This window comes from Streptomyces sp. NPDC091387, from assembly GCF_044756945.1.
Taxonomy (GTDB): domain Bacteria; phylum Actinomycetota; class Actinomycetes; order Streptomycetales; family Streptomycetaceae; genus Streptomyces.
Genome location: NZ_JBIVTZ010000012.1, coordinates 157,423 through 182,264 on the forward strand (window position 1 = coordinate 157,423; position 24,842 = coordinate 182,264).

Consider the following 24,842-nt stretch of genomic DNA (forward strand, 5'->3'; position numbering starts at 1 on the left):
CTTTCCGGACGGAAGCGACGGGCATCACAGACGCCAAAGGCGTGGCGCCCCGTCCCCCAGCAGGGAACAGGGCGCCACGCCCGAGGAAGTACCACGCAGGCCGGACGATCAGATCAAGCCGTCCCACATCTGCTCCAGCAGCACCGACCACCAGCTCTCCGGCGACGCCAGCGCCGCCGGGTCCAGCGCGACGAGCTGCGCCTGGAAGTCGACCGTCCAGCGGCCGGCCTGTTCCGGGTTCAGCCCGTACCGCAGCCGCCACATCCGGCCCAGCAGGGCCAGCGAACGGGTGAACTCCGGCAGCCCGGTGTTCACGAACTGCGGCGGCACCGACTGCCCGCCGGGCCCCGCCTCCACCGGTACGGCCACGATGTTCGCCGTCCCGTACTGCACACAGATCGCCCGGCCGAAGTCCGAACCCATCACGAGGTACGACCCCGCGTCGGACGCCGGCCGCACCTGGCGCTGCGCGGCCAGCTCGGCCAGCGTCGGCACCACCGGCTGCCCCGGCTGCGCCCAGAAGAACGGCCCGAAGTCGGCGGGCAGCCCCGCCCACACCAGGGTCCGCGCCACGACCTCCGGCACGCCCTGCCGGGACACCGCACGCTGATCGAAGCGCAGCACGCCCTGCGGACCGAAGGTCTGCAGCAGCTCCTCCGCGACGGCCTCCGCCGGCACCGGCAGCGCGGGCGGCAGCTGCGGCAGCGGCGCCCGGACCGGCGCCGGACGCGCCGGACCGTCCGCGACCTGGTGCAGCTCGCCCTGGTGGGTGAGCAGATGCTGCATGCCCTGCTGCCGGCTCGCGTGATCGGTGCCGTACGGGGCGACGCTGGTGATCCGCACCTGCGGCCAGGTCTCCCGGATCATCCGGGCGCAGTAACCACCCGGAAGCTCACAGGACTCCAGCTCCGTGTGCAGCTCGATGACCTGCTGCGGCGGCACGTTCATGGCCCGCAGCTCATGCAGCATCTGCCACTCGGGGTGCGGGGTGCCGGGCGCCGAACGGCGGATCAGCTGCTGCTCGCTGCCGTCGGGGCCTCGGTAGCGCAGCACGGCCTGGTAGCCGGGACCGACCGTCGGCTGACCGACGGGCGCCTGCGGATACCCGTACGCCGGGGGCGGCGGGGTATGACCGGGCGGCGGCACCGGACCCGGGGCGCCCCCCATCGGCGCACCGGGCGGACCGGGCGGACCCGGAGGCTGCGGAGCCGGCGGACCGACCTGCCCCGGACCCGCGAGCATCGTCGCGGCGTGGTGCACACCGACACCGGGAGGCGGCGTCGCGCCGGGAGGACCGGGCGGACCGGGCGGACCGGGAGGCTGCGGAGCACCCGGAACACCGGGCGGACCGGGCGGCTGCGGAGCCGGCGGACCGACCTGGCCCGGACCCGCGAGCATCGTGGCCGCATGGTGCGCACCGACGCCGGGAGGCGGCGTGGCCCCGGGCGGACCAGGAGGACCGGGCGGGCCGGGAGGCTGCGGGGCACCCGGGACACCGGGCGGACCGGGCGGCTGGGGGATCGGCGGACCGACCTGGCCCGGAGCCGCGAACATCGTGGCCGCCTGGTGCACGTCGCCACCGGGCGGCGCCGCCCCGGGAGGGCCGGGCGGGCCGGGCGGCCGGGGCGCGCCGGGCGGGCCCTGCTGCGTCGGCATGTACCCGCCCGCCGGGGCGCCGGGCGCACCCGGTCCCGAGGGCGGCGGTGGCAGCTGCGCACCCGGAATGCCGGGGGCACCGGGCGGCGGCGGAGTCGTCGAACCCCCACCACGCCCGCCCCGCGGCGAGACCTCCGCCTTGCTGGTGGCCTCCTGCGAGATGTCCCCCGCACCGGGACCCCGCGAGTCGAGACCGGGCACGATCGCCGTCCGGGGCAGCTGGCTGCCGCCGGACATCAGCGCGGTCGGCGCGTCGGCCGGCACCACCCTGGGCGGCGCACCCTCGTCGTCCGCGCCCGAGAGCGGCGGCGCGAACACCGTGGCGGGCAGCCCCACCTCACCCTCGTCGGAACCGGCGTTGGTATCGGTCCCCGCCCACGGCGTGGCCCCGACCGGCTGCTGCGGCGAGGACGCCGGAACCCCCTCGTACGCGGTGGGCTCGTACGCACCCGGCCCGCCCGACGGAGAAGGAGGAGAAGGAAGGGAGGGAGACGGCGAAGGGGGAAGGGGAGCAGGAGGCGGAAGAGGAGAAGGAGCGGCGGGGACGGGGGCGGCCGCCTGCGGCGGCACCCGCTCCCCGGCACGGTCCGCCCGCCGGTCCGGAATACCGAGCTTGTCCGCCGCCTCCTGGAGCCACTCGGGCGGGCTCAACAGGAACGACGTCTGATTCAGGTCGATGCGCTGCGGCGGCTCCGGGGCGGCCGGCGCCACATCCGGGGCGCCGTACTCCTCCTCGTACCGCCGGATCACCTCACCGACCGGCAGTCCCGGCCACAACGTCGCCTCACCGCTGTCCCGGGCGATCACCAGCCGCTGCCGGCCGCCGTCCGAGACCGGGCCGTCGACCCGGTCCTCGGACCACACCACGAAACCCAGTTCGAACTCACGCACCCGCACCTCGCGGTGCTGATACGCCGCGACGTCACCGTTGACCCACTCGTCCGCGCGCTCCTGCGCCTGCGCAAAGGTCACCACCGCGCTCACCCCTCCACCGGGACGGCGCGCGCGAAGCCACCGTCCACCATCAGGTTCGCCACCGTCTCCAGCTCCGGCGGATTGCCCGCGAGACGCTGCAGAAAGGCATCGAAGTCCGCACCGCACGGCAACAGCAGCCGGTCCACCCGCTCCTGGACGCTCCAGCCGTCCTGATCCCGCGCGTCGTCGTACGCGCAGAACCAGACCGAACCGATGCCCTGGCCCCGGACCTTCACCGCGAGGATGCCGCCCTGGACGAAACCGACCCCCAGGTAGTCCTTGGTCAGATGGTCCCGCAGGCACTTGTTGACGTACACCAGGTCGTTCACGGCGGCCTCGTCGCGCACCGTGAAGAACGGCTGGTCGACCAGCAGCCCGAGCTCCGCGTCGAGCGCCGCACCCACCGGGGCCGAACCGCCCGCCGCCTTCAGGAACGAACGGTAGGCACCGGGCAGCCGGTAGCCGAGGTCCTCCTCGACACCCTGGACCTGCTGCTCGCTCACCGCCACGGCCCCCTTCGGGAGCCGGAAGTGCGCGGGCCGCGTCTCCTGGAGCGGACGCGTACCCCGCTTGTTCTGGTCCACCGCGGTCGTCGCGAGACCGCCGTGATGCCGCAGCAGCGCCTTCACCTCGACCGGGACCAGCTCCATCCGCCGGCCGCCCGGCACGTGGTGCCAGGTCCAGCCGTGCGGGGTGGCCACCGCCGGGATGGTGTCCCACAGCTCATGGCCACTGGCCGCCAGTGCCGCGTTCGCCGACACGTAGTCCGTGAGCCGCAGTTCGTCGACGCCGAAGCCCTGCGGGGGCTCGGCGATCTCGGCGACGGCGCGCGCGTACGGCGCGAACTCCGGACAGCCGTTCCCGTCCATACGCACACCTCTGGGGTGGCGGGACGCCCGGACAGGATCCGGGAAGTGCACGAACTGCCCGGCGTAGGCCCCGTTCGGTGGCGCGGCTTGCTGCCCGAGCCGACCTGTCGTCATGGCGGTTGCCCCCTGCTGCGTCTGGCTGATGAGGACCGACCTGCCCATGGGGGCGGTCCAGGCACAGCCTATGCGGTGCCGCAAGAAGGGGTCCCGCCCCACCGGCCGCCCGCCACTTCCGTCACGAACCGTCACAACGATGTGCCGAATGAGCGACGGACGGGCCCCTCCCGGGCGACACGCGCACACGTTTTCCCGACCCAGCTTTCACACGACCCGACACATTTGGCAGGCTGTCACCGCATACACGGGGGCGTGCACATTCGGCAGCAGCCGCTGCGGGCACGGGAGGGACAACGCACCATGCACACCGCACACTCTGCACACACCGTCACATCCGGGGACCCACGACTCAGCTGGAGCAGCACCGAGAGCAGCCACGCGCCCCGTCTGACCCACCGCCGCGACGGCATCCTGCCCGCCGTGGCCGCAGCGCTGTCCGTACGCGGTGAGACGCTCACCTGCACCGCGGGCAAGGGCGACCAGGCGCCCGTACTGCACCACCTCGTCCAGGACTTCCTCGACACCCTCACCAGCAGCCAGCGGGAACGCTTCACCGGCCGCTGCCCCGAAGCGATACTGCTCTCCCGGCACCTCACCGCCGCGGAGTCCGGCCGTTCCAAGCGGGCCCAGCGCAAGCCCCTCACCAACGGCGAGGCCCGCCGCGCGCTCAAGCACGCCCGGCTCACCGCACGCCGCATCCGCGAGGACGGCGACCCCCTGCACGGCAGCTACGCCCCGCCCTGCCGGTCCTGTTCTGTGATGCTCGCCCACTTCGGCGTACGCCCCGTCGACCTCACCACGACCACCGCCGAGAAGGGCTGACCGCGCCCCCCATGGCCGACAGAAACGACTTCCCCGAACAGGCGGGCCCGGCGCACCTCGACCGCCAGGGCTCCACCCGCTTCCCCGTCGCCGTCGACGCGGTCCTGCGCACCGCCGGATGGCAGCCGGGCCGCTGGGACATCCGGCAGGCCGAGGAGTGGGCCGACGCGCTGCGTGCGCACGCCTCGCCGGCCGGCCACCAGCACGCCGTCTTCCCGGCAGCGGTGGAGGCCTGGGCCGAATTCGGCGGCCTGCACCTCACCGCGACCGCGCCCGGCCGCCAGATCGCACCGGCTGCGGTACGGATCGACCCCCTGCGCGGCCTGCACCTGGCCCGGACCCTGGCGGACCTGGGACGCGCCCTGGAGACCGAGGTCGCCCCGCTGGGAGACGAGGGGGACGGGCAGGCGGTGCTCGCGATCGACACCGAGGGGCGCGTCTACAGTGTCGACCACACCGGTGACTGGTACCTCGGGCCGGACATCGACCAGGCCCTGTCCACCCTGGTCACGGGCGCCCAGCCGGAACGCCTGACCTCGGGCTGAGCCCGCCTCAGAGCCGGTCACCCGCACGCCCGTCCGCCTCGAACGCCGGACGGGCCGGGCCGGGACCTGCCGATACGTGCCGGGCCGGGACGTGCCCTCAGGCGCCGGCCCCGTCGGCGTCCGGCAGCACCGCGGAGACCCGGAAGCCACCGGCGTCCGTCGGGCCGGAGACGAAGACCCCGCCCAGGCCCAGCACCCGTTCCCGCATCCCCACGAGCCCGTTGCCCCCACTGGGCAGCCCGGCGTCCGCGGTGGCCGAGTCCGAGGGGCCGTTCTCCACCTGCATGGCGACCTCCGCCTCCCGGTGCGCCAGCCGCACCCACGCCTTCGCGCCGGCCGCGTGCTTGTGCACGTTCGTCAGGGCCTCCTGCACGACCCGGTACGCCGTCTGCTCGACCTCGGGCGCGTACGGACGCGTCTCGCCCTCCACCGAGAGCTCCACCGTCATCCCCGCCGCCCGGGACTCCCCGACCAGCGTCTCCACCTCGTGCAGCCGGGGCCCGTCCTCCGGCACGACCGCGGCGACCCGGCCGACGGAGGCGAGCGGCACCTTGGTCACCCGCGCCACCATCGGCTCCCCCGTGCGCAGCACCCCGAGCATCTCGCGCAACTCGGTCAGCGCCTGGCGCCCCATGTCCCCGACGAGCGCCGCGTTGCGCACCGCCTTCGCCGGGTCCTTGGGCGCGACCGCCTGGAGCGCCGCGGCGTGGACCACCATCAGGCTCACCCGGTGCGCGACCACGTCGTGCATCTCGCGGGCGATCCGCGTCCGCTCCTCCGTACGCGCCCACTCGGCCCGCTCCTCGGCCCGGTCCGCGAGCAGCGACAACTCCCGCTCCAGCGAGTCCGCCCGCTCCCGCAGGCTCTCCATCAGCCGGCGCCGGGCCCCTATGTAGAGGCCGAACAGCACGGGCGGCGCGGTGAGCCCCACCGCCATGAAGAGGGAGAGCATCGGGACGTACCAGTCGCCCGGCCCGAAGTCCGCGCTGGCCGAGACGCCCTGGCGCAGCCGCACGTACGTGACGATGAACGTGCCCACCAGCGACATGCTCATGAGCACCACGGTGATCCGCCGCGGCACGTCGGACGCGGCCAGCGTGTACAGGCCGACCAGGCCCATCAGGAAGCCCATCTCGGCCGGTGTCGTCGCGACCGACACCAGGACCACGGCGATCGGCCACCGCCGGCGCACCAGCAGCACGGCCCCCGCGAAGAACCCGAAAACCACGCCCAGAGGCACCGGCAGCCCGGTGTCCCCCGCGAATTCCACCCCTTCCAGCGCACACTCCAGCGCCGAGAACAGCGCCAGCCCCACATCCAGTGCGACACTCCGTCGCCGTTCCCACCACCAGTAGCCGCGGGTGGTCGGTCCCGCCGCTTCCCGGTCTGCCCCCGTTGCGGTCATGGCATCCAGCGTACGGGCGGGCGCACCTCGTTTTCGGGTGACCCGGACAGCACGTCGCACGGAAGACCGGTTCGCGAGAACGCCCGCGATGCCTCCCGTGCCCGCCTCGTCATCCGCGTGAGCGGGAGCGCCGAAATCTGTCGTCGCGTAGAAGGGGCTTGGTACGGCATAGTGTTGGGTGCCGATCCGGCGACCCGGGCCAATGTCCGGTTAAGTCGGAATTATTCCCCCATGGTGTAATTGGCAGCACAGTAGCTTTTGGTGCTATTTGTCCGGGTTCAAGTCCTGGTGGGGGAGCTCGGCGTGCGGGCCCCGACCAACCGGTCGGGGCCCGCACTCATGTCCGGCCCAACACCCCCCGGTATCCTGCGGATGTCCACCACCCGAAGCCGAAGGGCATATCCGTGAGCTCCGAACGCCCGGCAGCCGTCGTCGTCCTCGCAGCGGGTGAGGGCACCCGCATGAAGTCGAAGACCCCCAAGGTTCTGCACGAGATCTCCGGGCGCTCGCTCGTCGGACATGTCGTCGCGGCCTCCCGCGAGCTGGAGCCCCAGCACCTCGTCGTGGTCGTCGGCCACGCGAGTGAGCAGGTCACCGCCCACCTCACCACCGCGGACGCCCAGGTGCGCACCGCCTACCAGGCCGAGCAGAAGGGCACCGGGAACGCGGTGCGCGTCGGGCTCGACGAGCTCGGCGGGACCGTCGCGGGCACCGTCATCGTCGTCTGCGGCGACACCCCGCTGCTGTCCGGCGGGACGCTCACCGCGCTCGCCGCCACCCACACCGCCGACGGCAACGCCGTCACCGTGCTGAGCGCCGAGGTTCCCGACTCGACCGGCTACGGCCGGATCGTCCGCGACCCGGCGACCGGCGCGGTCACCGAGATCGTCGAGCACAAGGACGCCACCGAGGCCCAGCGCGCGATCCGGGAGATCAACTCCGGGGTGTTCGCGTTCGACGGGCAGCTCCTCACGGACGCGCTCGGCAAGGTCCGCACGGACAACAGCCAGGGCGAGGAGTACCTCACCGATGTGCTGTCCATCCTGCGCGAGGCCGGGCACCGGGTCGGCGCCTCGGTCGCCGGCGACCACCGGGAGATCCTCGGGATCAACAACCGGGTGCAGCTCGCGGAGGCCCGCCGGCTGCTGAACCAGCGGCTGCTGGAGCGGGCGATGACGGCCGGCGTGACCGTGGTGGACCCGGCGTCGACGCTGATCGACGCCACCGTGACGTACGAGCGGGACGCGATCGTGCACCCGGGTACCCAGCTGCTGGGGACGACGCATCTCGCGGAGGACGCCGAGGTCGGCCCGAACTCGCGGCTGAAGGACACCGTCGTCGGTGCGGGCGCGCGGGTGGACAACACCGTCGCGGACGGGGCCGAGGTCGGTGCGGGCGCGACGGTCGGTCCGTACGCGTATCTGCGGCCGGGCACGCGGCTGGGCGCGAAGGCCAAGGCCGGTACGTACGTGGAGATGAAGAACGCGACGATCGGCGAGGGCACGAAGGTCCCCCACCTGTCGTACGTCGGTGACGCGACGATCGGCGACCACACCAACATCGGTGCCGCGAGCGTGTTCGTGAACTACGACGGTGTGGCCAAGCACCACACGACGATCGGCTCGCACTGCCGTACCGGGTCGGACAATATGTTTGTGGCTCCCGTCACGGTCGGGGACGGCGTCTACACCGCGGCCGGGTCGGTCATCACGAAGGACGTGCCGTCCGGTTCACTGGCCGTGGCCCGTGGCCAGCAAAGGAATATCGAGGGTTGGGTGGCGCGCAAGCGTCCGGGCAGCGCGGCCGCGCAGGCGGCCCAGGCCGCGACGGAGGAGACCGGCGGCGAAAGCTGACCGGAAACAGGCGCGTCGCGCACGGCGTACCGTGATAGATGCTCACCCCATTTCGGCTGGCTCGTTGCACATCGGGACATCTGCGTGCAGCGCCAGGAACACGTCTGAGGAGACTGTGCTGTGACCGGGATCAAGACGACCGGCGAGAAGAAACTGATGTTCTTCTCCGGCCGCGCCCACCCCGAGCTGGCCGAGGAGGTTGCACACCAACTGGGTGTCGGCCTCGTGCCGACGAAGGCCTTCGATTTCGCCAACGGTGAGATCTACGTCCGATTCCAGGAATCCGCCCGCGGCGCCGACTGCTTCCTGATCCAGAGCCACACGGCTCCGATCAACAAGTGGATCATGGAGCAGCTGATCATGCTGGACGCGCTGAAGCGCGCGTCGGCCCGTTCGATCACGGTGATCGTGCCGTTCTACGGCTACGCCCGTCAGGACAAGAAGCACCGCGGCCGTGAGCCGATCTCGGCCCGTCTGATCGCGGACCTGATGAAGACGGCGGGTGCGGACCGCATCCTCACCGTCGACCTGCACACCGACCAGATCCAGGGCTTCTTCGACGGTCCGGTCGACCATCTCTTCGCGCTGCCGATCCTGGCCGACTACGTCGGTGCGAAGGTCGACCGCTCGAAGCTGACGATCGTCTCGCCGGACGCCGGCCGGGTCCGGGTCGCCGACCGCTGGTGCGACCGTCTGGACGCGCCGCTGGCGATCGTGCACAAGCGCCGCGACAAGGACGTGCCGAACCAGGTCAGCGTCCACGAGGTCGTGGGCAACGTCGAGGGCCGGGTCTGTGTCCTGGTCGACGACATGATCGACACGGGCGGCACGATCTGCGCCGCTGCCGACGCCCTGTTCGCCCACGGTGCGGAGGACGTCATAGTGACGGCCACGCACGGGGTGCTCTCGGGTCCGGCCGCCGACCGGCTGAAGAACTCGAAGGTCAGCGAGTTCGTGTTCACGGACACCCTGCCGACGCCGGGTGAGCTGGAGCTCGACAAGATCACGGTGCTCTCGATCGCGCCGACGATCGCCCGCGCGGTGCGCGAGGTCTTCGAGGACGGTTCGGTCACGAGCCTCTTCGAGGAGCAGTAGGCGCCGGCAGCAGCCGAAAAGCGTCACAGAAGATCCACTTTGGGGTGCGGCCTCCCCGCCGGGTAGACTCAGCGAGTTGCTCGGCGAGGGAGGCCGTACTCATAGGTACGGCGGTCCGTTATCGACGCGCTCTTCGTAGCAGGCCTGTCGTGGGCCGGGTGACCAACCGGAGTTTTGTCACCTTACGAGGAGTGCAGTCATGGCCGAGATCAAGCTCAACGCCGAGGTCCGTACCGAGTTCGGCAAGGGCGCTGCCCGCCGCACCCGTCGCGCCAGCCTCGTGCCCGCCGTCATCTACGGCCACGGCGCCGAAGCGGTCCACATCACGCTGCCGGCCCACGAGCTTCAGCTCGCGCTGCGTACCGCCAACGTCCTGATCGGTCTCGAGATCGACGGCAAGGACGCGCTGGTCATCCCGAAGGCCGTGCAGCGCAACGCCATCAAGGGCAACATCGAGCACGTCGACCTGCTGACCGTGAAGCGCGGCGAGAAGGTCAACGTCGAGGTCGCGGTGCACGTCGAGGGCGAGCTGGCCCCGGGCGGCAACCTGCTGGAGTACGTGCAGAACACCCTGCTCGTCGAGGCCGAGGCCACCCACATCCCGAACTCCGTCACGGTCTCCATCGCGGGCCTGGACGCCGGTGCCTCGATCCTCGCCAAGGACATCCCGCTGCCGGCCGGTTCCGTGCTGGCCGAGGCCGACCCGGAGGCGGTCGTCCTCGCGGTCGTCGCCGCGCAGGCCGAGGAGCCGTCCGCCGAGGGCGACGCCGAGGGCACCGAGGCCTGAGCCTCGCCCCACCTGCTTGACTGACGGGGCGGCGGTCTTCCTCCGGGGGGATCCGCCGCCCCGTTTTCCCTGTCTGCGAGCCACCCGTACGCGAGGAGACCCAGCGCGATGTCCGACGCCACCGACCCCTGGCTGATCGTGGGCCTGGGCAATCCCGGCCCCGAGTACGCGGCGAACCGGCACAACGTGGGCTTCATGGTCGCCGACCTGCTCGCCGAGCGGATCGGCGGGAAGTTCAAGCGGGCGCCGAAGGCCCAGGCGCAGGTGCTGGAGGGCCGGATGGGTCCGCCGGGTCCGCTGAGCCGCCGGGTGGTGCTGGCGAAGCCGATGTCGTACATGAACCTGTCGGGCGGCCCGGTGACGGCGTTGCGCGATTTCTACAAGGTGCCGCTCGACCATGTCGTGGCGGTCCATGACGAGCTGGACATCGACTACGGGTCGCTGCGGCTGAAGCTGGGCGGTGGCGACAACGGTCACAACGGGCTGAAGTCGATGACGAAGTCGATGGGTCCCGACTACCACCGGATCCGGTTCGGGATCGGGCGTCCGCCGGGCCGGATGCAGGTCGCCGATTTCGTTCTGAAGGACTTCTCGTCCACGGAGCGCAAGGAGCTGGGCTTCCTGGTGGACCGGGCGGCGGATTCGGTGGAGTGCCTGTTGGCGGAGGGTCTGGAGCGCGCGCAGAGCGCGTACAACTCCTGAGCTCCGACGGGCGCGAACCCCGACAAACCCACCGGTAATCATGCTGTTTTCGGCCACGGCTTGACCGGGTGCGGGGCGCTGGCCAAGGATCGGCCCCCATGAAGCGCAGCTCCTCCCAACGTGCCCTGCATTTCGGCCGCGGCGCCGCGCTCGGCGGTGTCGTCCTGTTGCTGCTGGTGGCGGGTGTGCTGTCCTCGTGGGACACGGCGCATCACATCGTGCTGGCCAAGGGCCGCGAGCACGGAACGATGACGGTCACCGGGTGCGGCAGCGAGGTCTGCACGGGGCCTTACACGCCGACCGACGACGGGTCCGGGCGTTCCCGGGTGTCGGTCGAGAAGTCCGTGGCGGCGAAGAAGGGGGACCGTTTCCCCGTCGTCGTGAAGCCGGGCACCTTCGAGGTGGTGCGGACGGGGACGGGGGGTTTCCTGCACGCGTGGGTGCCGCTGGGCGGTGCGCTGGTGCTCGCCGCGCTGCTGATCGGCGGCGGTCTCCGGCTGCCCCGGATCGCGTGGGGCGCCGGGATCGCGGGTGCGGTCCTGCTGGTGGCGACGTTCTTCGCCCTGTGACGGGACCGCACCCGCGGCGGCGTGATCAGCCGGTGTTGCGCAGTCCGGCCGCGACCCCGTTGACGGTGAGCAGCAGGGCGCGGGCGAGCAGCGGGTCGGGTTCCTCGCCGCGTTCAGCTGCCTGGCGCTGGCGGGCCAGCAGGGACACCTGGAGGTAGGAGATCGGGTCCAGGTAGGCGTCGCGGATGGCGAAGGTCTGCTGGAGCACCGGGCTGGTGCCGAGCAGTTCGGTGTTGCCGGTGATCTTGAGGACTTCGCTGACGGTGAGCGCGTGCTCGGCCTCGATGGCGTCGAAGACGTGCTTCAGCTCGTCGGGGACGAGGGTGTCGACGTAGTGCCGGGCGATGCGCAGGTCGGTCTTGGCGAGGGTCATCTCGACGTTGGAGAGGAAGTTCTGGAAGAAGTGCCAGTGCTCGTGCATCTCTTCGAGGACGGTGTCGAGACCGGCTTCGCGCAGGGCCTTGAGGCCGGATCCGACGCCGTACCAGCCGGGGACGATCTGCCGTGACTGGGTCCAGCCGAAGACCCACGGGATGGCGCGCAGGCCGTCGAGGGAGACGCCGGAGCCGGGGCGGCGGGAGGGCCTCGATCCCAGGTGCAGGTCGGCGAGCTGGTCCACCGGGGTGGAGGCGAGGAAGTACGTCGGCAGGTCGGGGTCCTCGACGAGCTTGCGGTAGGCGCTGTGGGCGGCGTCGGAGACGGTGTCCATGGCCGCGTCCCAGCGGGCCAGGGCCTCGTCGGACTGGCGGGGCGCGGTGTGCAGTGCGGAGGCCTGGAGGGTGGCCGCGACGGTCAGTTCCAGGTTCTCGCGGGCGAGCGCGGGGATGAGGTACTTGTCGGAGATGACCTCGCCCTGTTCGGTCACCTTGATCTCGCCCTCCAGCGTGCCCCAGGGCTGCGCGAGGATCGCGTCGTGCGAGGGGCCGCCGCCGCGGCCGACGGTGCCGCCGCGGCCGTGGAAGAGGCGCAGGCGGACGCCGTAGCGGTGGGCGACGTCGCGCAGCCGGCGCTGGGCGCGGTGGATCTCCCACTGGGAGGTGGTGATGCCGCCGAACTTGGAGGAGTCGGAGTATCCGAGCATGACCTCCTGGACGTCGCCGCGGAGTGAGACGAGGCGGCGGTAGGAGGGGTCGGCGAGCATCTCGTCGAGGATGACGTCGGCTGCCTTGAGCTCGTCGGTGGTCTCCAGGAGCGGCACGATGCCGATCTTGGCCCAGCCGCCGTGGAGGTCGAGGAGGCCTGCCTCGCGGGCGAGGACTGCGGCGGCGAAGACGTCGTCGGCGCCCTGGCACATCGAGATGATGTAGGACTCGATGACCTCGGGGCCGAAGCGTTCGAAGGCTTCCTTGATGGTGTGGAAGACGCCGAGGGTCTTCTCGCCCGCGGCGTCGAGCGGGGCCGGGGTGGGTGCGAGCGGGCGGCGCGAGCGGAGTTCCTTGGCGAGGAGCTTCTGCCGGTAGTCGCGCGGCATGTCCGCGTAGCGCCAGGATTCCTCGCCGAGCCGGTCGAAGAGCTGGCCGAGCGCGTGGTGGTGGGCGTCGGCGTGCTCGCGTACGTCCATGGTGGCCAGCTGGAGGCCGAACGCGGAGAGGGTGCGGATGGTGCGGTCCATCCGGCCGTCGGCGACGATGCCGCCGCGGTGTTCGCGCAGCGAGGTCTGGATGAGGGCCAGGTCGGCGATGAGCTCGGAGGTGCCGAGGTAGTCGCAGCCGGGGCGGTGCGGGGTGCCGGAGGCGAGGCGCTCGCGGGTGTTGACGAGCTTCTGCCGGATGCAGGTGGCCTTGAGCCGGTAGGGCTCCTCTGCGTTCAGCCGCTTGTAGCGGGGGCTGATCTCGGGGAGGCGTTCCAGGTCGGCCTGGAGGGAGGCGAGGAGCTCGTCGGTGGCTCCGGTGTAGCGGATGGAGTTGGAGAGGAGTCCGCGGAGCTGGTCGACGAGTTCGAGGGCGTCGGTGATGCCGTGCTCGTGCTGGAGGATCAGCACGTCCCAGGTGACGGCGGGCGTCACGTTGGGGTTGCCGTCGCGGTCGCCGCCGATCCAGGTGCCGAAGGTGAGCGGGCGGGTGCCGGCGGGGAGTTCGACGCCGACGCGTTCCAGTTCGGCGGCCAGGTCCTCCAGGACGTCGCCCACGGCGTTGGCGTGGAGTTCGTCGAGGTAGTAGATGGCGTTGCGGGCCTCGTCGGCGGGCTCCGGGCGGACGACACGGAGTTCGTCGGTCTGCCAGATGAGGTCGATGTTCTCGGCGAGCCGGATGTCCTGGCGGCGCCGGTCGGCCTCGATGACGGGGGTTTCCAGGAGTGCGGCGATGCGGCGGAGCTTGTTGAGTACGGAGCGCCGCGCGGCCTCGGTGGGGTGCGCGGTGAAGACGGGCCGTACGTTCAGGTTCTTGACGGTGGCCCGCAGGTGCTCCGGGTCGGCGTCCTTGAGGCGGTCGGCGGTGCGGGCGAGGAGCCCGCCCTCGGCGGCGCGCCGGTCGCGCATCTCGTGGGCGCGGTGGACCTGCTCGGTGACGTTGGCGAGGTGGAAGTAGGTGGAGAAGGCGCGCACGAGCTGCGCGGCGGTCTCCAGGTCCGTGTCGCCGAGCAGCTGGGCGGCCGCTTCGCCGTCGGTGCGGGTCAGGGCGCGGACCCGTTCGACGAGGTCGAGGAGCTCCTGGCCCTCCTGGCGTACGAGGGTCTCGCCCAGCAGGTCGCCGAGGCGGCGGATGTCGGCGCGCAGCTCGGGGCTTGCGGCGGGGGTCTGGTCGGCACTGCTCACAGTGTGCGGCTCCTTGCAGTGGTTGAGCACGGGGTCCGGGGCCCGCGGCTGGCAGCGGGTGCCACGCCACCCCCGGGAAAGCAGAGTGCGGACCGCGCTGTCCGACCTCTCCAGGATAGGTGTCCGTGCTTTCGGTGCTGTTCGCGGCCCGAAGGGTGTCCGCACTTCAAGACGGGTCCTTCCGGGGTACGCGCTCTGTCCCCTACCCCGTATGACGCCACTCTGCGCCCGGTCGGCCGCTCCCCCTTGTGGCGGGGCTCCGCGCTGCCATACTTACGACGCCGTAGGTTACGGATGCGTACCCAGGTATTCCGTCGCGTTCTCACCCCACAGGGGACTCCCCATGAAGACCAGCCCCGATGTGATCGAGGCCGCTCCGGCGGCCGACGGTCCTCCCCTCGCCACGCTCGGCGGGGACAACAAGCGGTCGATCGAGCAGTTCGCGCTCCTGCTGTTCATCGTCGTCCCCTTCCTGGCCCTGGTCGCGGCTGTGCCGCTGGCCTGGGGCCGCGGTGTCAGCTGGCTCGATCTGGGTCTGCTGGTGGCGATGTACTTCATCGGCTGCCACGGCATCACGATCGGCTTCCACCGCTACTTCACCCATGGCTCGTTCAAGGCGAAGCGTCCGCTCCGTATCGCCCTGGCCGTGGCCGGTTCGCTCGCTGTGGAAGGTCCCCTGGTGCGCTGGGTGGCCGATCACCGCAAGCACCACCGCTTTTCGGACGCCGAGGGCGATCCGCACTCCCCGTGGCGTTTCGGCGAGACGCTGCCGGCTCTGATGAAGGGTCTGTGGTGGGCCCACATCGCCTGGATGTTCGACGAGGAGCAGACGCCGCAGCAGAAGTACGCCCCTGACCTGATCAGGGATCCGGCGATCCGCGGGATCTCCCGTCACTTCCTGTCCTTCACGATTCTGTCGCTGTCGATCCCGCCGCTGGTCGGCGGTCTGGTGACGATGTCGTGGTGGGGTGCGGCGACGGCGTTCTTCTGGGGCTCGCTGGTCCGGGTCGCGTTGCTGCACCATGTGACGTGGTCGATCAACTCGATCTGCCACGCGGTCGGCAAGCGTCCGTTCAAGTCCCGTGACAAGTCCGGCAACGTGTGGTGGCTCGCGGTCCTCTCGTGCGGTGAGTCCTGGCACAACCTGCACCACGCGGACCCGACCAGTGCGCGGCACGGCGTGATGCGGGGTCAGATCGATTCGAGTGCCCGGCTGATCCGCTGGTTCGAGAAGCTGGGCTGGGCGACCGATGTGCGCTGGCCCGACGCCGCCCGTATCGAGTCCCGGCGCCACTCGGCGGAGGCCGACGCGGCATGATTGACGATGTGGCGACCGACGGCAGCACAAGCAGCGAGAAATCCCGTGCACCCACCCGGCGGACCCGGCGGGTGCGGATGACGGGCAAGGAACGCCGCGAACAACTGCTGGACATCGGTCGCACCCTCTTCGCCGACAAGGGTTTCGAGGGCACTTCGGTGGAGGAGATCGCGGCGCGGGCCGGGGTCTCCAAGCCGGTGGTCTACGAGCACTTCGGCGGCAAGGAGGGGCTGTACGCGGTGGTGGTGGACCGGGAGATGCGTCAGCTCCTGGACATGGTGACCAGTGCGCTGACCGCCGGGCATCCGCGGGAGCTGCTGGAGCAGGCGGCGTTCGCGCTGCTGGACTACATCGAGACGTACACGGACGGGTTCCGGATTCTGGTGCGTGACTCGCCGGTCGCCCAGTCGACCGGCACGTTCGCCTCGCTCATCAGCGATATCGCCACCCAGGTGGAGGACATCCTCGGGCTGGAGTTCAAGGCCCGGGGCTTCGATCCGAAGCTGGCTCCGCTGTACGCGCAGGCGCTGGTCGGCATGGTGGCGCTGACGGGCCAGTGGTGGGTGAACGCCCGCAAGCCGAAGAAGGCCGAAGTGGCGGCGCATCTGGTGAATCTGGCGTGGCACGGGCTGGAGAACCTGGAGTCGAAGCCGCGGCTGATCGGTCACCGGAAGAGCTGAACGGGCCTTACGGCGCGGGCCGGTCGGTGCGCGGGGGTACGGCGGTGACGTGTCCAAGCCGAAACATTGATCCACTGCTAAACCACTTCAGTCCCGGGGGTCACAGTTGTAGAGTCTGTGACCATCCCGGGAACACTTCACCCTGCATGTGACGCACCTGTGAAGGCGTTTCTCCCGGTTCCACCACGTACCCCTGGGGGGGCTTTGTCTTCTGTGGAACCCGGTCGTTCCGTTCCCGCGCGCTCGAAGCGCGCGCGGCGGATCGCGACCTGCACCGCAATCGTTCTCTCCGCCGGCATGCTGCTGGCCGCTCCGGCCTCGGCCGATGACTCGGCGCCCGCGCCGCACCGCGCCACCGAGCCGCGTGTGCCCGCCGCCGACGCGCAGCCCTCGCTGACGCTCCCGAAGCACTCCGCGAAGAAGAAGTCGCCGGCCGCCGCCGCACCTGGTGCCAAGGCCGCGCCCATTCCCGCCAAGCCGCGTTTCGACGTGGACGGCGACGGCTACAGCGACACCCTGTACCGCGGGATCGACGGGAACTACTACCTCATCCCGACGAACGGGGCGGACTCCTACGAGTTCTCCCTGAACCCCGACGACCCGAACGAGAAGTTCAAGGACGTCATCACGCCGGGCGACCTGAACGGCGACGGCAGGCCCGAGCTGCTCACGCTGTCGGCGACCGGCAAGCTCTCGCTCCACCAGGCGTGGAGCGCCGACGGCGCCGGTTACGCCGACTGGTCCGGCACCGGCTGGCAGAAGTTCAACAAGATCGTCGCCGCGGGCGACCTGACCGGCGACGGCAAGGGCGACCTGCTCGCCCGCACACCGTCCGGTGACATCTACCTGTACGCGGGCACCGGCAACGTCACCAGCGCCCCCTTCAAGGCCGGCGTCAAGGTGGGCTACGGCTGGGCCTCGTACGACCAGATCGTCGGCGCGAACGACGTCAACGGCGACGGGATCGGCGACCTCTACGCCCGTACGCCCGCCGGTGACCTGTACTACTACGCGGGCAGCGGGAAGGCCTCGGCGCCGTACAAGGCGCGCGTCAAGGTCGGCTACGGCTTCGACACGTACAACCAGCTCATCGCCACCGACGACGCGACCGGTGACGGTCTCGGTGACCTGATGGCCCGTACGCCGGGCGGCACGCTCTACGCGTACGAGTCCACGGGGTACGGCACCTTCCTCAAGCGGACCGAGATCGGCACCGGCTGGAACGTCGCGTCGCAGTTCGGGGGCCAGGGCGGCAACCCGGACTTCGGCAAGAACGAGCTGATGGCCCGGACCAAGGGCGGCACGCTCTACTGGTACTACGCGAAGAACAACGGCAAGCTCAGCGCCCGCGTCCAGGCCAGTGACAGCGGCGGCTGGGCCGGCGCCGACATCAGCTTCCCGTCGTCGCTCGACAACGACGGCCAGGCGGACCTGCTGGAGAAGTACAACGGCACGCTCTACAACGAGGGCTCGGCCGTCAGCAGCGGCTGGGGCTCCTACAACACCCTCGTCGGTCCCGGCGACCTGAGCGGCGACGGCAAGGGCGACCTGCTCGCCCGCACCAAGTCCGGCGACCTGTACCTCTACCGGGGCAACGGCTCGGGCACCGGCTTCTCCGCCAGGATCAAGGTCGGCTACGGCTACCAGACGTACAACAAGATCGTCGGCGCCGGTGACCTCAGCGGCGACGGTCTGAACGACGTGGTGGCCCGCGCCTCGGACGGCACCCTGTACCTCTACAAGGGGACGGGATCGGCCACCAAGCCCTTCACGGCACGCGTCAAGATCGGCACCGGCTACAACACCTACAAGAAGTTCGTGGCACCGGGCGACATCAACGGTGACGGCAAGGCCGACCTGATCGGCGTCGACGGCAAGGGCGACGTGTACCTCTACACGTCCACCGGCACCGGGAAGATCAACAAGCGCGCGAAGGTCGGCTACGGCTGGGACATCTACAACAACATGTACTGAGCGTCCCGCCCGCCCCGCACCAGAGGCATCGAAGCGCCCCGTCCCCGGACCTCCGGGGGCGGGGCGCTTCCGCGTCCCCGTCAGCCGGTCACCGGCTCCAGGAACTCCAGCCGGTTGCCCACCGGGTCGTGGCTGAAGAAGCGGCGGTGGCCGGGCAGGTCCTCGTCCCACCGCACCTCGGCGCCGCGCTCCGCCAGCCGGGCCGCGAACGCCCCGATGTCCGTCACGCGCAGGCCGGGGTGCGCCTTGCGGGCCGGGCGGAAGTCCGCCTCGACGCCCAGATGGAGCTGGACCGGGCCCGCCTGGAACCAGCAGCCGCCGCGGGCGGCCAGGACCGGGGGCTTGGGGAGTTCGGTCATGCCGAGGACGTGCACGTAGTAGCCGCGCAGCGCGTCCTCCGATCCTTCGGGGGCGGCGAGCTGGACGTGGTCGAGGGCGGCGATCATCACTTCTCCCGGTGGGCGACGGCGAAGACGCGGCGGAACGGGAAGACCGTGCCGTGCGGGCCCGCGGGGTAGGCGGCGCGCAGCAGGTCGCGGTACTCGGCGAGGAAGGCGTTCCGGGCCTCCGCGTCGTCGTCGAGGGCGGTGAGGACGGGGCGCAGGCCGGTGCCCTTGACCCAGTCCAGGACGGCGTCCTCGCCGGGCAGCAGGTGCAGGTACGTGGTCTCCCAGACGTCCGCCGTGCGGCCGGGGGCGGTGAGCCGGTCCAGGTAGGCGGCGGGGCTCAGTACCGCGTCGGAGTGGCGGAGCAGGCCGCCCAGCCGGGAGCGCCAGCGCGGGGACTCGGCGAGTTCGCGCATCAGGGCGTGGCTGGGCTGCTCGAAGTTGCCGGGGACCTGGAGGGCGAACGTGCCGCCGGGGGTGAGGGCGGCCAGCCAGTCGGGGAAGCGGTCGGCGTGCCGGGGCACCCACTGGAGCAGGGCGTTGGAGACGATCAGGTCGTACGGCTGCGCGGGCGTCCAGGTCGCGGCGTCGGCCTCGGCGAAGTCCAGCAGGGCGGTGGTGTGGGCGCGGGCCCGCTCCAGCATCTGCGGGGAGTTGTCGTAGCCGGTGACGCGGGCCCCGGGCCAGCGTGCGGCGAGCAGGGCGGTGACGTTGCCCGCGCCGCAGCCGAGGTCGGCGATCCGGGGGGCGGGGGCGCCCGGGAGCGGGGGGACGCGGGCCAGCAGATCGTGGAAGGGCCGGGTGCGATGGTCCGCGTGGCGCAGGTACTGCTGCGGATCCCAGGTGGGTGCGGTCATGGAATCCAGGATCGTCCCGAAAGTATCTTGATGTCAAGACACTCGAATTCAAGAGACTTCATGTCGACAGACCCTTTACACTGATCCACATGGAGGACGAGGTCGACCGACTGGTCGCTGCATGGCGCCGAGAGCGCCCCGACCTCGACGTGGAACCACTCGAGGTCCTCAGCCGCGTCTCCCGCCTGGCCCGCCACCTCGACCGGGCCCGCCGGATCGCCTTCTCCGAGCACAGCCTCGAACCGTGGGAGTTCGACGTCCTCACGTCGCTGCGCCGGGCCGGCGATCCGTACCAGCTCTCCCCCGGCCAGCTGCTCACCCAGACCCTGGTCACCTCGGGCACCATGACCAACCGCATCGACCGGCTGACCAAGAAGAACCTCGTCGAGCGGCTCCCCGACCCCAGCGACCGCCGCGGCGTACTGGTCCGGCTCACCGCGGAGGGCCGCGACAAGGCCGACCAGTCACTGGCCGGCCTGCTCGCCCAGGAGCGCGCCATCCTGGGCGAACTCTCCCGCCACCAGCGCGGTGAACTGGCAGGGCTGCTACGCCGGCTGACTGCCCCGTTCGACAACATCCCCGGCTAGACCGGACTCCTGCCGCGGCACCACCGGATCGGCCGGGCCGACGCCCGCCCGTCTGGCCAGCGCGACCGCCGCCAGCGTCGAGTGCACCCCCAGCTTGCCCAGCACGTTCTGCATATGGGTGCGCACCGTGTGCGGGGAGAGGAAGAGCCGCTCCGCCACCGCCTTGCGGCCGAGCCCCGCCACCATGCAGCGCAGCACCTCGCGCTCGCGCGGGGTCAGCGACTCGACGAGCTGCTCGCTCTCGCTGCGGTGCTTGCGGTCCGCCAGCAGTTCCCGCAGCACCCCGGTGAGCAGGGCGGCGGGCAGATGCGTCTCGTCGCGCAGCACCCCCCGGACGACCGCCAGCAGCCGCTGGAGCGAGCAGTCCTTGGCGACCCAGCCGCAGGCCCCGGCCTGGAGCGCGAGCGCGGCCCGGCTCGGGTCGTCCTTCTCGGCGAGCACCACCGTGCGCACCGAGGGCCGGGCCGCGCGGACCCCGGCGACCAGCGAGATGCCGTCGGCCTGCCCGTTCCCCGCGGCGCCGGGAGCGGGCACCGGGACCGGGCCGGTGGCCCTGCGGCCGCCCGCCGGGGCCAGGACGCCCAGCTCGGCGTCGACCAGCATCACGTCGTAACCGCGCCCCTCCGCGGCCGCGCGTTCCAGACAGCGCAGGGCAGCCGGGCCACTGCCCGCCGCCGCCACGTCCACGTCCGGCTCGGCGGCGAGCGCCGCGGCGAGCGACTCGGCGAAAATGCGGTGGTCGTCGACCACGAGAACCCGGATGCGGACCACAGACACCCCCATGCTGTGTGTTCTGGGGCACCCCGTAGCGTGCGCCCCCCGGCAGCGTCGGACCGGCACGGGTGCGACAACCGGAGCGGGAATGCGGACCGCGGTGCCCCGGCCGCCGCCGTGCACCGACTTCCCACCCCGCCCGGATGTCGCACCCGGCTGTCTCGTACCCCTGAATCAGCACCGGCCCCCACCGGTGCTGTGCATCAGGGTACGGGCGGCCGCGCGGGGCGGGAGGCGATTCGCAGAACTGAGGGCGCGGACACGACCTAGGGTGTTGTTCATGTTCCGTTTTGAGACAGAAGTGGACAAAGAACGTCGTCATCTGCTGAGCAGGCGGCTCCGCGAGGACAACACCACCGGCTCACCGGAGATCCGTGCGCTGCGCGACGGCCCCGCCGCGCACGAAGTCCCGCTGGAGGTATGGGCGATGGACGCCCGCGGGCAGCTCGCCGCCGGACTGGCCGGGCGCACCTGGGCGCACTGGCTCCATGTGGACATGCTCTGGGTCGACGTCAGGTACCGCGGTTCCGGCCTCGGCTCGCGGCTGCTCGCCGAGGCGGAACGGGTGGCCCGCACGGACCGGTCCTGCACCCGCTCCCGGCTGGAGACCTGGGACTTCCAGGCCCCGGACTTCTACCGGAAGCGGGGTTACGAGGTGACGGGGCGGGTCGAGAACTACCCGCCGGGCGTCACGGAGTTCACCCTCACCAAGCAGCTCGGCTGAGCCGTTCCCCGGATCAGACGATCCGGCGGGCCCCCGCGGAGGGCACCGCGGGGAAGACGCCGGGGGCCGCGTAGCCCGCCGAAGTGAACGCCTCCAGAACGGACTTGGTGACCGCGTCCGCCCGCGCCTCCTCCACCAGCACGATCGCGGAGCCGCCGAAGCCGCCGCCGGTCATCCGGGCACCGAGTGCCCCGGCCTCGTTCGCCGTCTCGACGACCAGGTCCAACTCCACGCAGGAGACCCGCAGATCGTCCCGGAGCGAGGCATGGCCCGCCGTGAGGACCGGGCCGGCCGCGCGCACGTCGCCCCCGTCGAGGAGCGCGATGACCTGCTCGACGCGCTGGTTGTCGCTGACCACATGGCGTACGCAGCGCACGACGGCCTCGTCCGCGCCGGCCTCGGCCAGGGTGTCGAGCCCGGCGCCCAGGCCCGCGTACGGAAGTTCGCGCAGCGTACGGATGCCGAGGGTGCGGGCGCCCTCCTCGCAGGCCGCGCGCCGCTCCGCGTACGCGCCGTCGCCGAGCGCGTGCTTGACGCGGGTGTCGACGACCAGGAGCTGGAGGCCGTGGGCGGCCAGGTCGAAGGGGACCTGGCGGCTGGTGAGGTCGCGGGTGTCCAGGTGCAGGGCGTGGCCCTCGGTGCAGCAGGCCGAGGCCATCTGGTCCATGACGCCGCAGGGGACGCCGACGAAGGCGTTCTCCGCGCGCTGGGCCAGGACCGCCAGTTCGGCGGCGGTGAGGCCGAGCCCGAACAGGTCGTTCAGCGCCAGTCCGGTGACCACTTCGAGGGCGGCGGACGAGGAGAGCCCGGCGCCGGTGGGGACGGTGGAGGTCAGCTGGATGTCGGCGCCGGTGACCGGGTGGCCGGCCTCGCGCAGCGCCCAGACGACCCCGGCCGGGTAGGCGGCCCAGCCGTGTCCGGAGTGCGGGGCCAGTTCGTCGACGCGGAGCTGGACGACACCGCCGGGCACATCGGTGGAGTGCAGCCGCAGTTCGCCGTCGGTGCGGCGGGCGACGGCGGCCCGTGCGGTGTGCGGGAGGGCGAGCGGCATCACGAAGCCGTCGTTGAAGTCGGTGTACTCGCCGATCAGGTTGACCCGGCCGGGGGCGGCCCAGATTCCCTCGGGCTCGCTCCCGTACAGCTCGGTGAAGGAGGCGGTGAGCTCGGCGGAGGCGGCGGTCGGCTCAGCGGTGTCGGTCATGGTGCGGTGGGTTCCTCTCGGCGGGCGAACGTCCAGGCGTCGGAGACGATTCCGGCCAGGTCCGCGCGGGACGGCTGCCAGCCGAGGCGCTCCCTGGCGGTGGTGGCGGAGGCGACGAGGACGGCCGGGTCGCCGCCGCGGCGCGGGGCCGCGGTCTCGGGGACCGGGTGGCCGGTGACCTCGCGGACCGTCTCGATGACCTCGCGGACCGAGAAGCCGTTGCCGTTGCCGAGGTTGCAGATCAGGTGCTCGCCCGCGGTGGCGGCGTCGAGGGCGAGGAGGTGGGCCTCGGCCAGGTCCGCGACATGGATGTAGTCGCGGACGCAGGTGCCGTCGGGGGTGGGGTAGTCGTCGCCGTAGACGGAGATCGACTCGCGCTGCCCGAGGGCGACCTGGAGGACCAGCGGGATCAGATGGGACTCGGGGCTGTGCCGTTCGCCGTAACTGCCGTACGCCCCGGCCACGTTGAAGTAGCGCAGCGAGACCGCGGCCAGTCCGTGGGCGGCCGCCTCGCCGGTGATCATGTGGTCGACGGCGAGCTTGGTCGCGCCGTACGGACTGGTCGGTGCGGTGGGGTCGGCCTCCGTGATGGGGCTGGAGACCGGCTCGCCGTAGGTGGCGGCGGTGGAGGAGAAGACCAGGGTGCGCACGCCGGCGTCACGCATGGCGGCGAGCAGGGCGAGGGAGCCGCCGACGTTGTTGACCCAGTACTTCTCCGGGTCGGTGACGGACTCGCCGACCTGGGAGCACGCGGCGAAGTGCAGCACCCCGTCGTAGGAGGGATCCAGCCACTTCGCCGCGTCCTGGATGCGGCCCTCGACGAACTCGGCGCCGGCCGGGACGCCCGCGCGGAAGCCGGTGGAGAGGTCGTCGAGGACGGTGACGGCGTGACCGGCCTCCAGCAGGTGCTGGGCGACCACGCTGCCCACGTATCCCGCGCCGCCGGTCACCAGGTACTTCTTGGGGGACTTGCTCACTCGCTCGCTACCTCTCGCAGTCGCGCGGCCGCGGCCTCCGGCGGCACGTCGTTGATGAACACACTCATGCCGGATTCGGAACCCGCGAGGAACTTCAGCTTGCTGGGAGTCCGTCGGACGGTGAAGAGCTCGAGGTGGAGCGCGAACTCCTCCCGCCCGGGGATGCCGAACGGGGCCTGGTGCCAGGCCGAGATGTACGGCGTCGGCGGCTGTCCGGGTCCGAATATCCGGTCGAACCGCCTCAACAGTTCCAGATAGATCTGTGCGAACTCTGTGCGCGCCGCGTCATCGAGGTCCCGCAGGTCGGGGACGCGCCGGAGCGGGTACAGGTGGACCTCGTACGGCCAGTGCGCCGCGTACGGCACGAACGCCACCCAGTGCTCGCCGCGGAGCACGACGCGGTCGCCCTCGGACAGCTCGCGGGCGACGATGTCGTCGAAGAGGTTGCCGCCGGTCTCCGCGCGGTGCGTCCCCATCGAGCGGAGCATCAGCTCGGTGCGCGGGGTGACGAACGGGTAGCCGTAGATCTGCCCATGCGGGTGGCCGAGCGTGACGCCGATCTCGGCGCCCCGGTTCTCGAAGCAGAACACCTGCTTGACCTGCGGGAGCTCCGCGAACTCGGCGGTGCGGTCGGTCCAGGCCTCCAGCACCAGGCCGGCCTGCTCCTCGGTGAGGCTCGCGAACGACGCGTCGTGGTCGGAGGTGAAGCAGACGACCTCGCAGCGGCCGGAGTCGCCGGCGAGCGAGGGGAAGCGGTTCTCGAAGACGACGACGTCGTAGTGGTCGTCGGGGATCTCGCTGAGCCGTCCCTCCCGGGAGGGGCAGAGCGGGCACTCGTCGGCCGGCGGGTGGTACGGACGGCCCTGGCGGTGCGAGGCGATGGCGACGCTGTCCCCCAGCAGGGGGTCCCGGCGGATCTCGGACGAAGTCGCCACGGCGTCGAGCGGCCGCCGGTCGACGGCATCCCGGACCACGTCGTCACGGCTGTCGTAGTAGAGCAGCTCCCGGCCGTCGGCGAGCGTCGTAACCGTCTTCTTCACCAGACTCCTCCCAAACATAACCCAACACAATGAACCACAAATCAACAGGCGCGTCAATGAGCCCACGTCAACCGAGTTCGGCCGGATGTGAGCGGGATCTCGCATGGCCTTCCTACGGCCCTGGCGCGACTCTTGTGGGGTTCTCGTGGATTAAGGCCGGACTTTCGGGCCACA

The 24,842-nt window shown here is 71.4% G+C and carries 22 protein-coding genes and 1 tRNA gene; 13 read left to right on the forward strand and 10 right to left on the reverse strand.

Annotated elements, in window-relative coordinates:
- Positions 1–108: 108 nt before the first annotated feature.
- Together ACIQM0_RS25260 and ACIQM0_RS25265 are read right to left on the reverse strand one after the other, a co-directional pair.
- Positions 109–2,631 (reverse strand): SUKH-4 family immunity protein, encoded by a 2,523-nt coding sequence (locus ACIQM0_RS25260; RefSeq protein WP_401290502.1) that lies wholly within the window; start codon positions 2,629–2,631, stop codon positions 109–111.
- A 5-nt stretch (positions 2,632–2,636) separates the two neighbouring features.
- Positions 2,637–3,614, reverse strand: coding sequence for an SMI1/KNR4 family protein (locus tag ACIQM0_RS25265; protein WP_401290504.1), 978 nt, complete (start codon positions 3,612–3,614; stop codon positions 2,637–2,639).
- A gap of 303 nt (positions 3,615–3,917) precedes the next feature.
- Between ACIQM0_RS25265 and ACIQM0_RS25270 the strand changes: the two genes are divergently transcribed.
- Positions 3,918–4,439: a YwqJ-related putative deaminase gene (locus tag ACIQM0_RS25270; RefSeq protein WP_401290507.1), complete on the forward strand. Its 522-nt coding sequence runs from the start codon at positions 3,918–3,920 to the stop codon at positions 4,437–4,439.
- A gap of 11 nt (positions 4,440–4,450) precedes the next feature.
- Positions 4,451–4,984 carry an SUKH-3 domain-containing protein gene (locus tag ACIQM0_RS25275; RefSeq protein WP_401290508.1) on the forward strand — a complete coding sequence of 178 codons (534 nt, stop codon included), beginning with the start codon at positions 4,451–4,453 and terminating at the stop codon, positions 4,982–4,984.
- Between the two features lie 97 nt (positions 4,985–5,081).
- Here the strand turns inward: ACIQM0_RS25275 and ACIQM0_RS25280 are convergent, their stop codons facing one another.
- Entirely contained in the window at positions 5,082–6,389 is a 1,308-nt protein-coding gene (locus ACIQM0_RS25280) for a sensor histidine kinase (protein WP_401290510.1), read from the reverse strand.
- 225 nt (positions 6,390–6,614) lie between these two features.
- Here ACIQM0_RS25280 and ACIQM0_RS25285 point away from each other — a divergent pair.
- The 6 genes from ACIQM0_RS25285 to ACIQM0_RS25310 all read left to right on the forward strand — a co-directional run bounded on the left by ACIQM0_RS25285 (position 6,615) and on the right by ACIQM0_RS25310 (position 11,395).
- Positions 6,615–6,686, forward strand: a tRNA-Gln gene (locus ACIQM0_RS25285).
- A gap of 107 nt (positions 6,687–6,793) precedes the next feature.
- Positions 6,794–8,242 carry a bifunctional UDP-N-acetylglucosamine diphosphorylase/glucosamine-1-phosphate N-acetyltransferase GlmU gene (gene glmU, locus ACIQM0_RS25290; RefSeq protein ID WP_401290513.1) on the forward strand — a complete coding sequence of 483 codons (1,449 nt, stop codon included), beginning with the start codon at positions 6,794–6,796 and terminating at the stop codon, positions 8,240–8,242.
- Positions 8,243–8,362: 120 nt separating this feature from the next.
- Positions 8,363–9,337, forward strand: coding sequence for a ribose-phosphate diphosphokinase (locus tag ACIQM0_RS25295; RefSeq protein WP_024490433.1), 975 nt, complete (start codon positions 8,363–8,365; stop codon positions 9,335–9,337).
- Between the two features lie 199 nt (positions 9,338–9,536).
- Positions 9,537–10,124: a 50S ribosomal protein L25/general stress protein Ctc gene (locus ACIQM0_RS25300; protein ID WP_363023959.1), complete on the forward strand. Its 588-nt coding sequence runs from the start codon at positions 9,537–9,539 to the stop codon at positions 10,122–10,124.
- A gap of 108 nt (positions 10,125–10,232) precedes the next feature.
- On the forward strand, positions 10,233–10,826 hold the full coding sequence (gene pth, locus ACIQM0_RS25305) for an aminoacyl-tRNA hydrolase (protein WP_401290518.1): 594 nt from the start codon (positions 10,233–10,235) through the stop codon (positions 10,824–10,826).
- Between the two features lie 98 nt (positions 10,827–10,924).
- Positions 10,925–11,395 carry a hypothetical protein gene (locus tag ACIQM0_RS25310; RefSeq protein WP_401290521.1) on the forward strand — a complete coding sequence of 157 codons (471 nt, stop codon included), beginning with the start codon at positions 10,925–10,927 and terminating at the stop codon, positions 11,393–11,395.
- 25 nt (positions 11,396–11,420) lie between these two features.
- Here the strand turns inward: ACIQM0_RS25310 and ppc are convergent, their stop codons facing one another.
- Positions 11,421–14,150, reverse strand: coding sequence for a phosphoenolpyruvate carboxylase (gene ppc, locus ACIQM0_RS25315; RefSeq protein WP_363023965.1), 2,730 nt, complete (start codon positions 14,148–14,150; stop codon positions 11,421–11,423).
- A gap of 343 nt (positions 14,151–14,493) precedes the next feature.
- Here ppc and ACIQM0_RS25320 point away from each other — a divergent pair, with 343 nt between their 5' ends.
- The 3 genes from ACIQM0_RS25320 to ACIQM0_RS25330 all read left to right on the forward strand — a co-directional run bounded on the left by ACIQM0_RS25320 (position 14,494) and on the right by ACIQM0_RS25330 (position 18,122).
- Positions 14,494–15,468: an acyl-CoA desaturase gene (locus ACIQM0_RS25320; RefSeq protein ID WP_401290524.1), complete on the forward strand. Its 975-nt coding sequence runs from the start codon at positions 14,494–14,496 to the stop codon at positions 15,466–15,468.
- Positions 15,465–16,148, forward strand: a complete 684-nt coding sequence (locus ACIQM0_RS25325; RefSeq protein ID WP_401290527.1) for a TetR family transcriptional regulator — start codon at positions 15,465–15,467, stop codon at positions 16,146–16,148. Before ACIQM0_RS25320 ends, ACIQM0_RS25325 begins: the two co-directional genes overlap by 4 nt.
- Before the next feature lie 297 nt (positions 16,149–16,445).
- Positions 16,446–18,122 (forward strand): FG-GAP repeat domain-containing protein, encoded by a 1,677-nt coding sequence (locus ACIQM0_RS25330; protein WP_401290530.1) that lies wholly within the window; start codon positions 16,446–16,448, stop codon positions 18,120–18,122.
- Positions 18,123–18,202: 80 nt separating this feature from the next.
- On the opposite strand, the gene ACIQM0_RS25335 is transcribed toward ACIQM0_RS25330, so the two are convergent.
- Positions 18,203–18,568, reverse strand: coding sequence for a VOC family protein (locus ACIQM0_RS25335; RefSeq protein WP_401290533.1), 366 nt, complete (start codon positions 18,566–18,568; stop codon positions 18,203–18,205).
- Positions 18,568–19,365, reverse strand: coding sequence for a trans-aconitate 2-methyltransferase (locus ACIQM0_RS25340; RefSeq protein ID WP_401290535.1), 798 nt, complete (start codon positions 19,363–19,365; stop codon positions 18,568–18,570). The genes ACIQM0_RS25335 and ACIQM0_RS25340 overlap by 1 nt, the downstream gene beginning before the upstream one ends.
- 89 nt (positions 19,366–19,454) lie before the next feature.
- Between ACIQM0_RS25340 and ACIQM0_RS25345 the strand changes: the two genes are divergently transcribed.
- The gene (locus ACIQM0_RS25345; protein WP_362955091.1) at positions 19,455–19,952 is read left to right on the forward strand and encodes a MarR family transcriptional regulator; all 498 of its coding nucleotides are present in this window, start codon (positions 19,455–19,457) and stop codon (positions 19,950–19,952) included.
- Here the strand turns inward: ACIQM0_RS25345 and ACIQM0_RS25350 are convergent.
- Positions 19,911–20,735 (reverse strand): LuxR C-terminal-related transcriptional regulator, encoded by an 825-nt coding sequence (locus ACIQM0_RS25350; protein ID WP_401290539.1) that lies wholly within the window; start codon positions 20,733–20,735, stop codon positions 19,911–19,913. The genes ACIQM0_RS25345 and ACIQM0_RS25350 overlap by 42 nt on opposite strands.
- A gap of 271 nt (positions 20,736–21,006) precedes the next feature.
- Here ACIQM0_RS25350 and ACIQM0_RS25355 point away from each other — a divergent pair, with 271 nt between their 5' ends.
- Positions 21,007–21,450: a GNAT family N-acetyltransferase gene (locus ACIQM0_RS25355; protein WP_401290542.1), complete on the forward strand. Its 444-nt coding sequence runs from the start codon at positions 21,007–21,009 to the stop codon at positions 21,448–21,450.
- Between the two features lie 13 nt (positions 21,451–21,463).
- On the opposite strand, the gene galK is transcribed toward ACIQM0_RS25355, so the two are convergent.
- The 3 genes from galK to galT are packed head-to-tail and all read right to left on the reverse strand — an operon-like array spanning position 21,464 to position 24,668.
- The gene (gene galK, locus ACIQM0_RS25360) at positions 21,464–22,651 is read right to left on the reverse strand and encodes a galactokinase (protein ID WP_363023977.1); all 1,188 of its coding nucleotides are present in this window, start codon (positions 22,649–22,651) and stop codon (positions 21,464–21,466) included.
- Positions 22,648–23,628 carry a UDP-glucose 4-epimerase GalE gene (gene galE / locus ACIQM0_RS25365; RefSeq protein WP_401290544.1) on the reverse strand — a complete coding sequence of 327 codons (981 nt, stop codon included), beginning with the start codon at positions 23,626–23,628 and terminating at the stop codon, positions 22,648–22,650. Before galE ends, galK begins: the two co-directional genes overlap by 4 nt.
- Positions 23,625–24,668 carry a galactose-1-phosphate uridylyltransferase gene (galT, locus tag ACIQM0_RS25370; protein WP_401290547.1) on the reverse strand — a complete coding sequence of 348 codons (1,044 nt, stop codon included), beginning with the start codon at positions 24,666–24,668 and terminating at the stop codon, positions 23,625–23,627. Before galT ends, galE begins: the two co-directional genes overlap by 4 nt.
- Between the last annotated feature and the right edge of the window lie 174 nt (positions 24,669–24,842).

Bases quoted from the DNA above. Each gene is read 5' to 3' on its own strand.
- ACIQM0_RS25265 (WP_401290504.1), bottom strand. From the start codon at position 3,614: ATGACGACAGGTCGGCTCGGGCAGCAAGCCGCGCCACCGAACGGGGCC.
- ACIQM0_RS25270 (WP_401290507.1), top strand. From the start codon at position 3,918: ATGCACACCGCACACTCTGCACACACCGTCACATCCGGGGACCCACGA.
- ACIQM0_RS25275 (WP_401290508.1), top strand. From the start codon at position 4,451: ATGGCCGACAGAAACGACTTCCCCGAACAGGCGGGCCCGGCGCACCTC.
- ACIQM0_RS25280 (WP_401290510.1), bottom strand. From the start codon at position 6,389: ATGACCGCAACGGGGGCAGACCGGGAAGCGGCGGGACCGACCACCCGC.
- ACIQM0_RS25300 (WP_363023959.1), top strand. From the start codon at position 9,537: ATGGCCGAGATCAAGCTCAACGCCGAGGTCCGTACCGAGTTCGGCAAG.
- pth (WP_401290518.1), top strand. From the start codon at position 10,233: ATGTCCGACGCCACCGACCCCTGGCTGATCGTGGGCCTGGGCAATCCC.
- ACIQM0_RS25310 (WP_401290521.1), top strand. From the start codon at position 10,925: ATGAAGCGCAGCTCCTCCCAACGTGCCCTGCATTTCGGCCGCGGCGCC.
- ACIQM0_RS25320 (WP_401290524.1), top strand. From the start codon at position 14,494: ATGAAGACCAGCCCCGATGTGATCGAGGCCGCTCCGGCGGCCGACGGT.
- ACIQM0_RS25325 (WP_401290527.1), top strand. From the start codon at position 15,465: ATGATTGACGATGTGGCGACCGACGGCAGCACAAGCAGCGAGAAATCC.
- ACIQM0_RS25330 (WP_401290530.1), top strand. From the start codon at position 16,446: ATGCTGCTGGCCGCTCCGGCCTCGGCCGATGACTCGGCGCCCGCGCCG.
- ACIQM0_RS25335 (WP_401290533.1), bottom strand. From the start codon at position 18,568: ATGATCGCCGCCCTCGACCACGTCCAGCTCGCCGCCCCCGAAGGATCG.
- ACIQM0_RS25340 (WP_401290535.1), bottom strand. From the start codon at position 19,365: ATGACCGCACCCACCTGGGATCCGCAGCAGTACCTGCGCCACGCGGAC.
- ACIQM0_RS25345 (WP_362955091.1), top strand. From the start codon at position 19,455: ATGGAGGACGAGGTCGACCGACTGGTCGCTGCATGGCGCCGAGAGCGC.
- ACIQM0_RS25350 (WP_401290539.1), bottom strand. From the start codon at position 20,735: ATGGGGGTGTCTGTGGTCCGCATCCGGGTTCTCGTGGTCGACGACCAC.
- ACIQM0_RS25355 (WP_401290542.1), top strand. From the start codon at position 21,007: ATGTTCCGTTTTGAGACAGAAGTGGACAAAGAACGTCGTCATCTGCTG.
- galK (WP_363023977.1), bottom strand. From the start codon at position 22,651: ATGACCGACACCGCTGAGCCGACCGCCGCCTCCGCCGAGCTCACCGCC.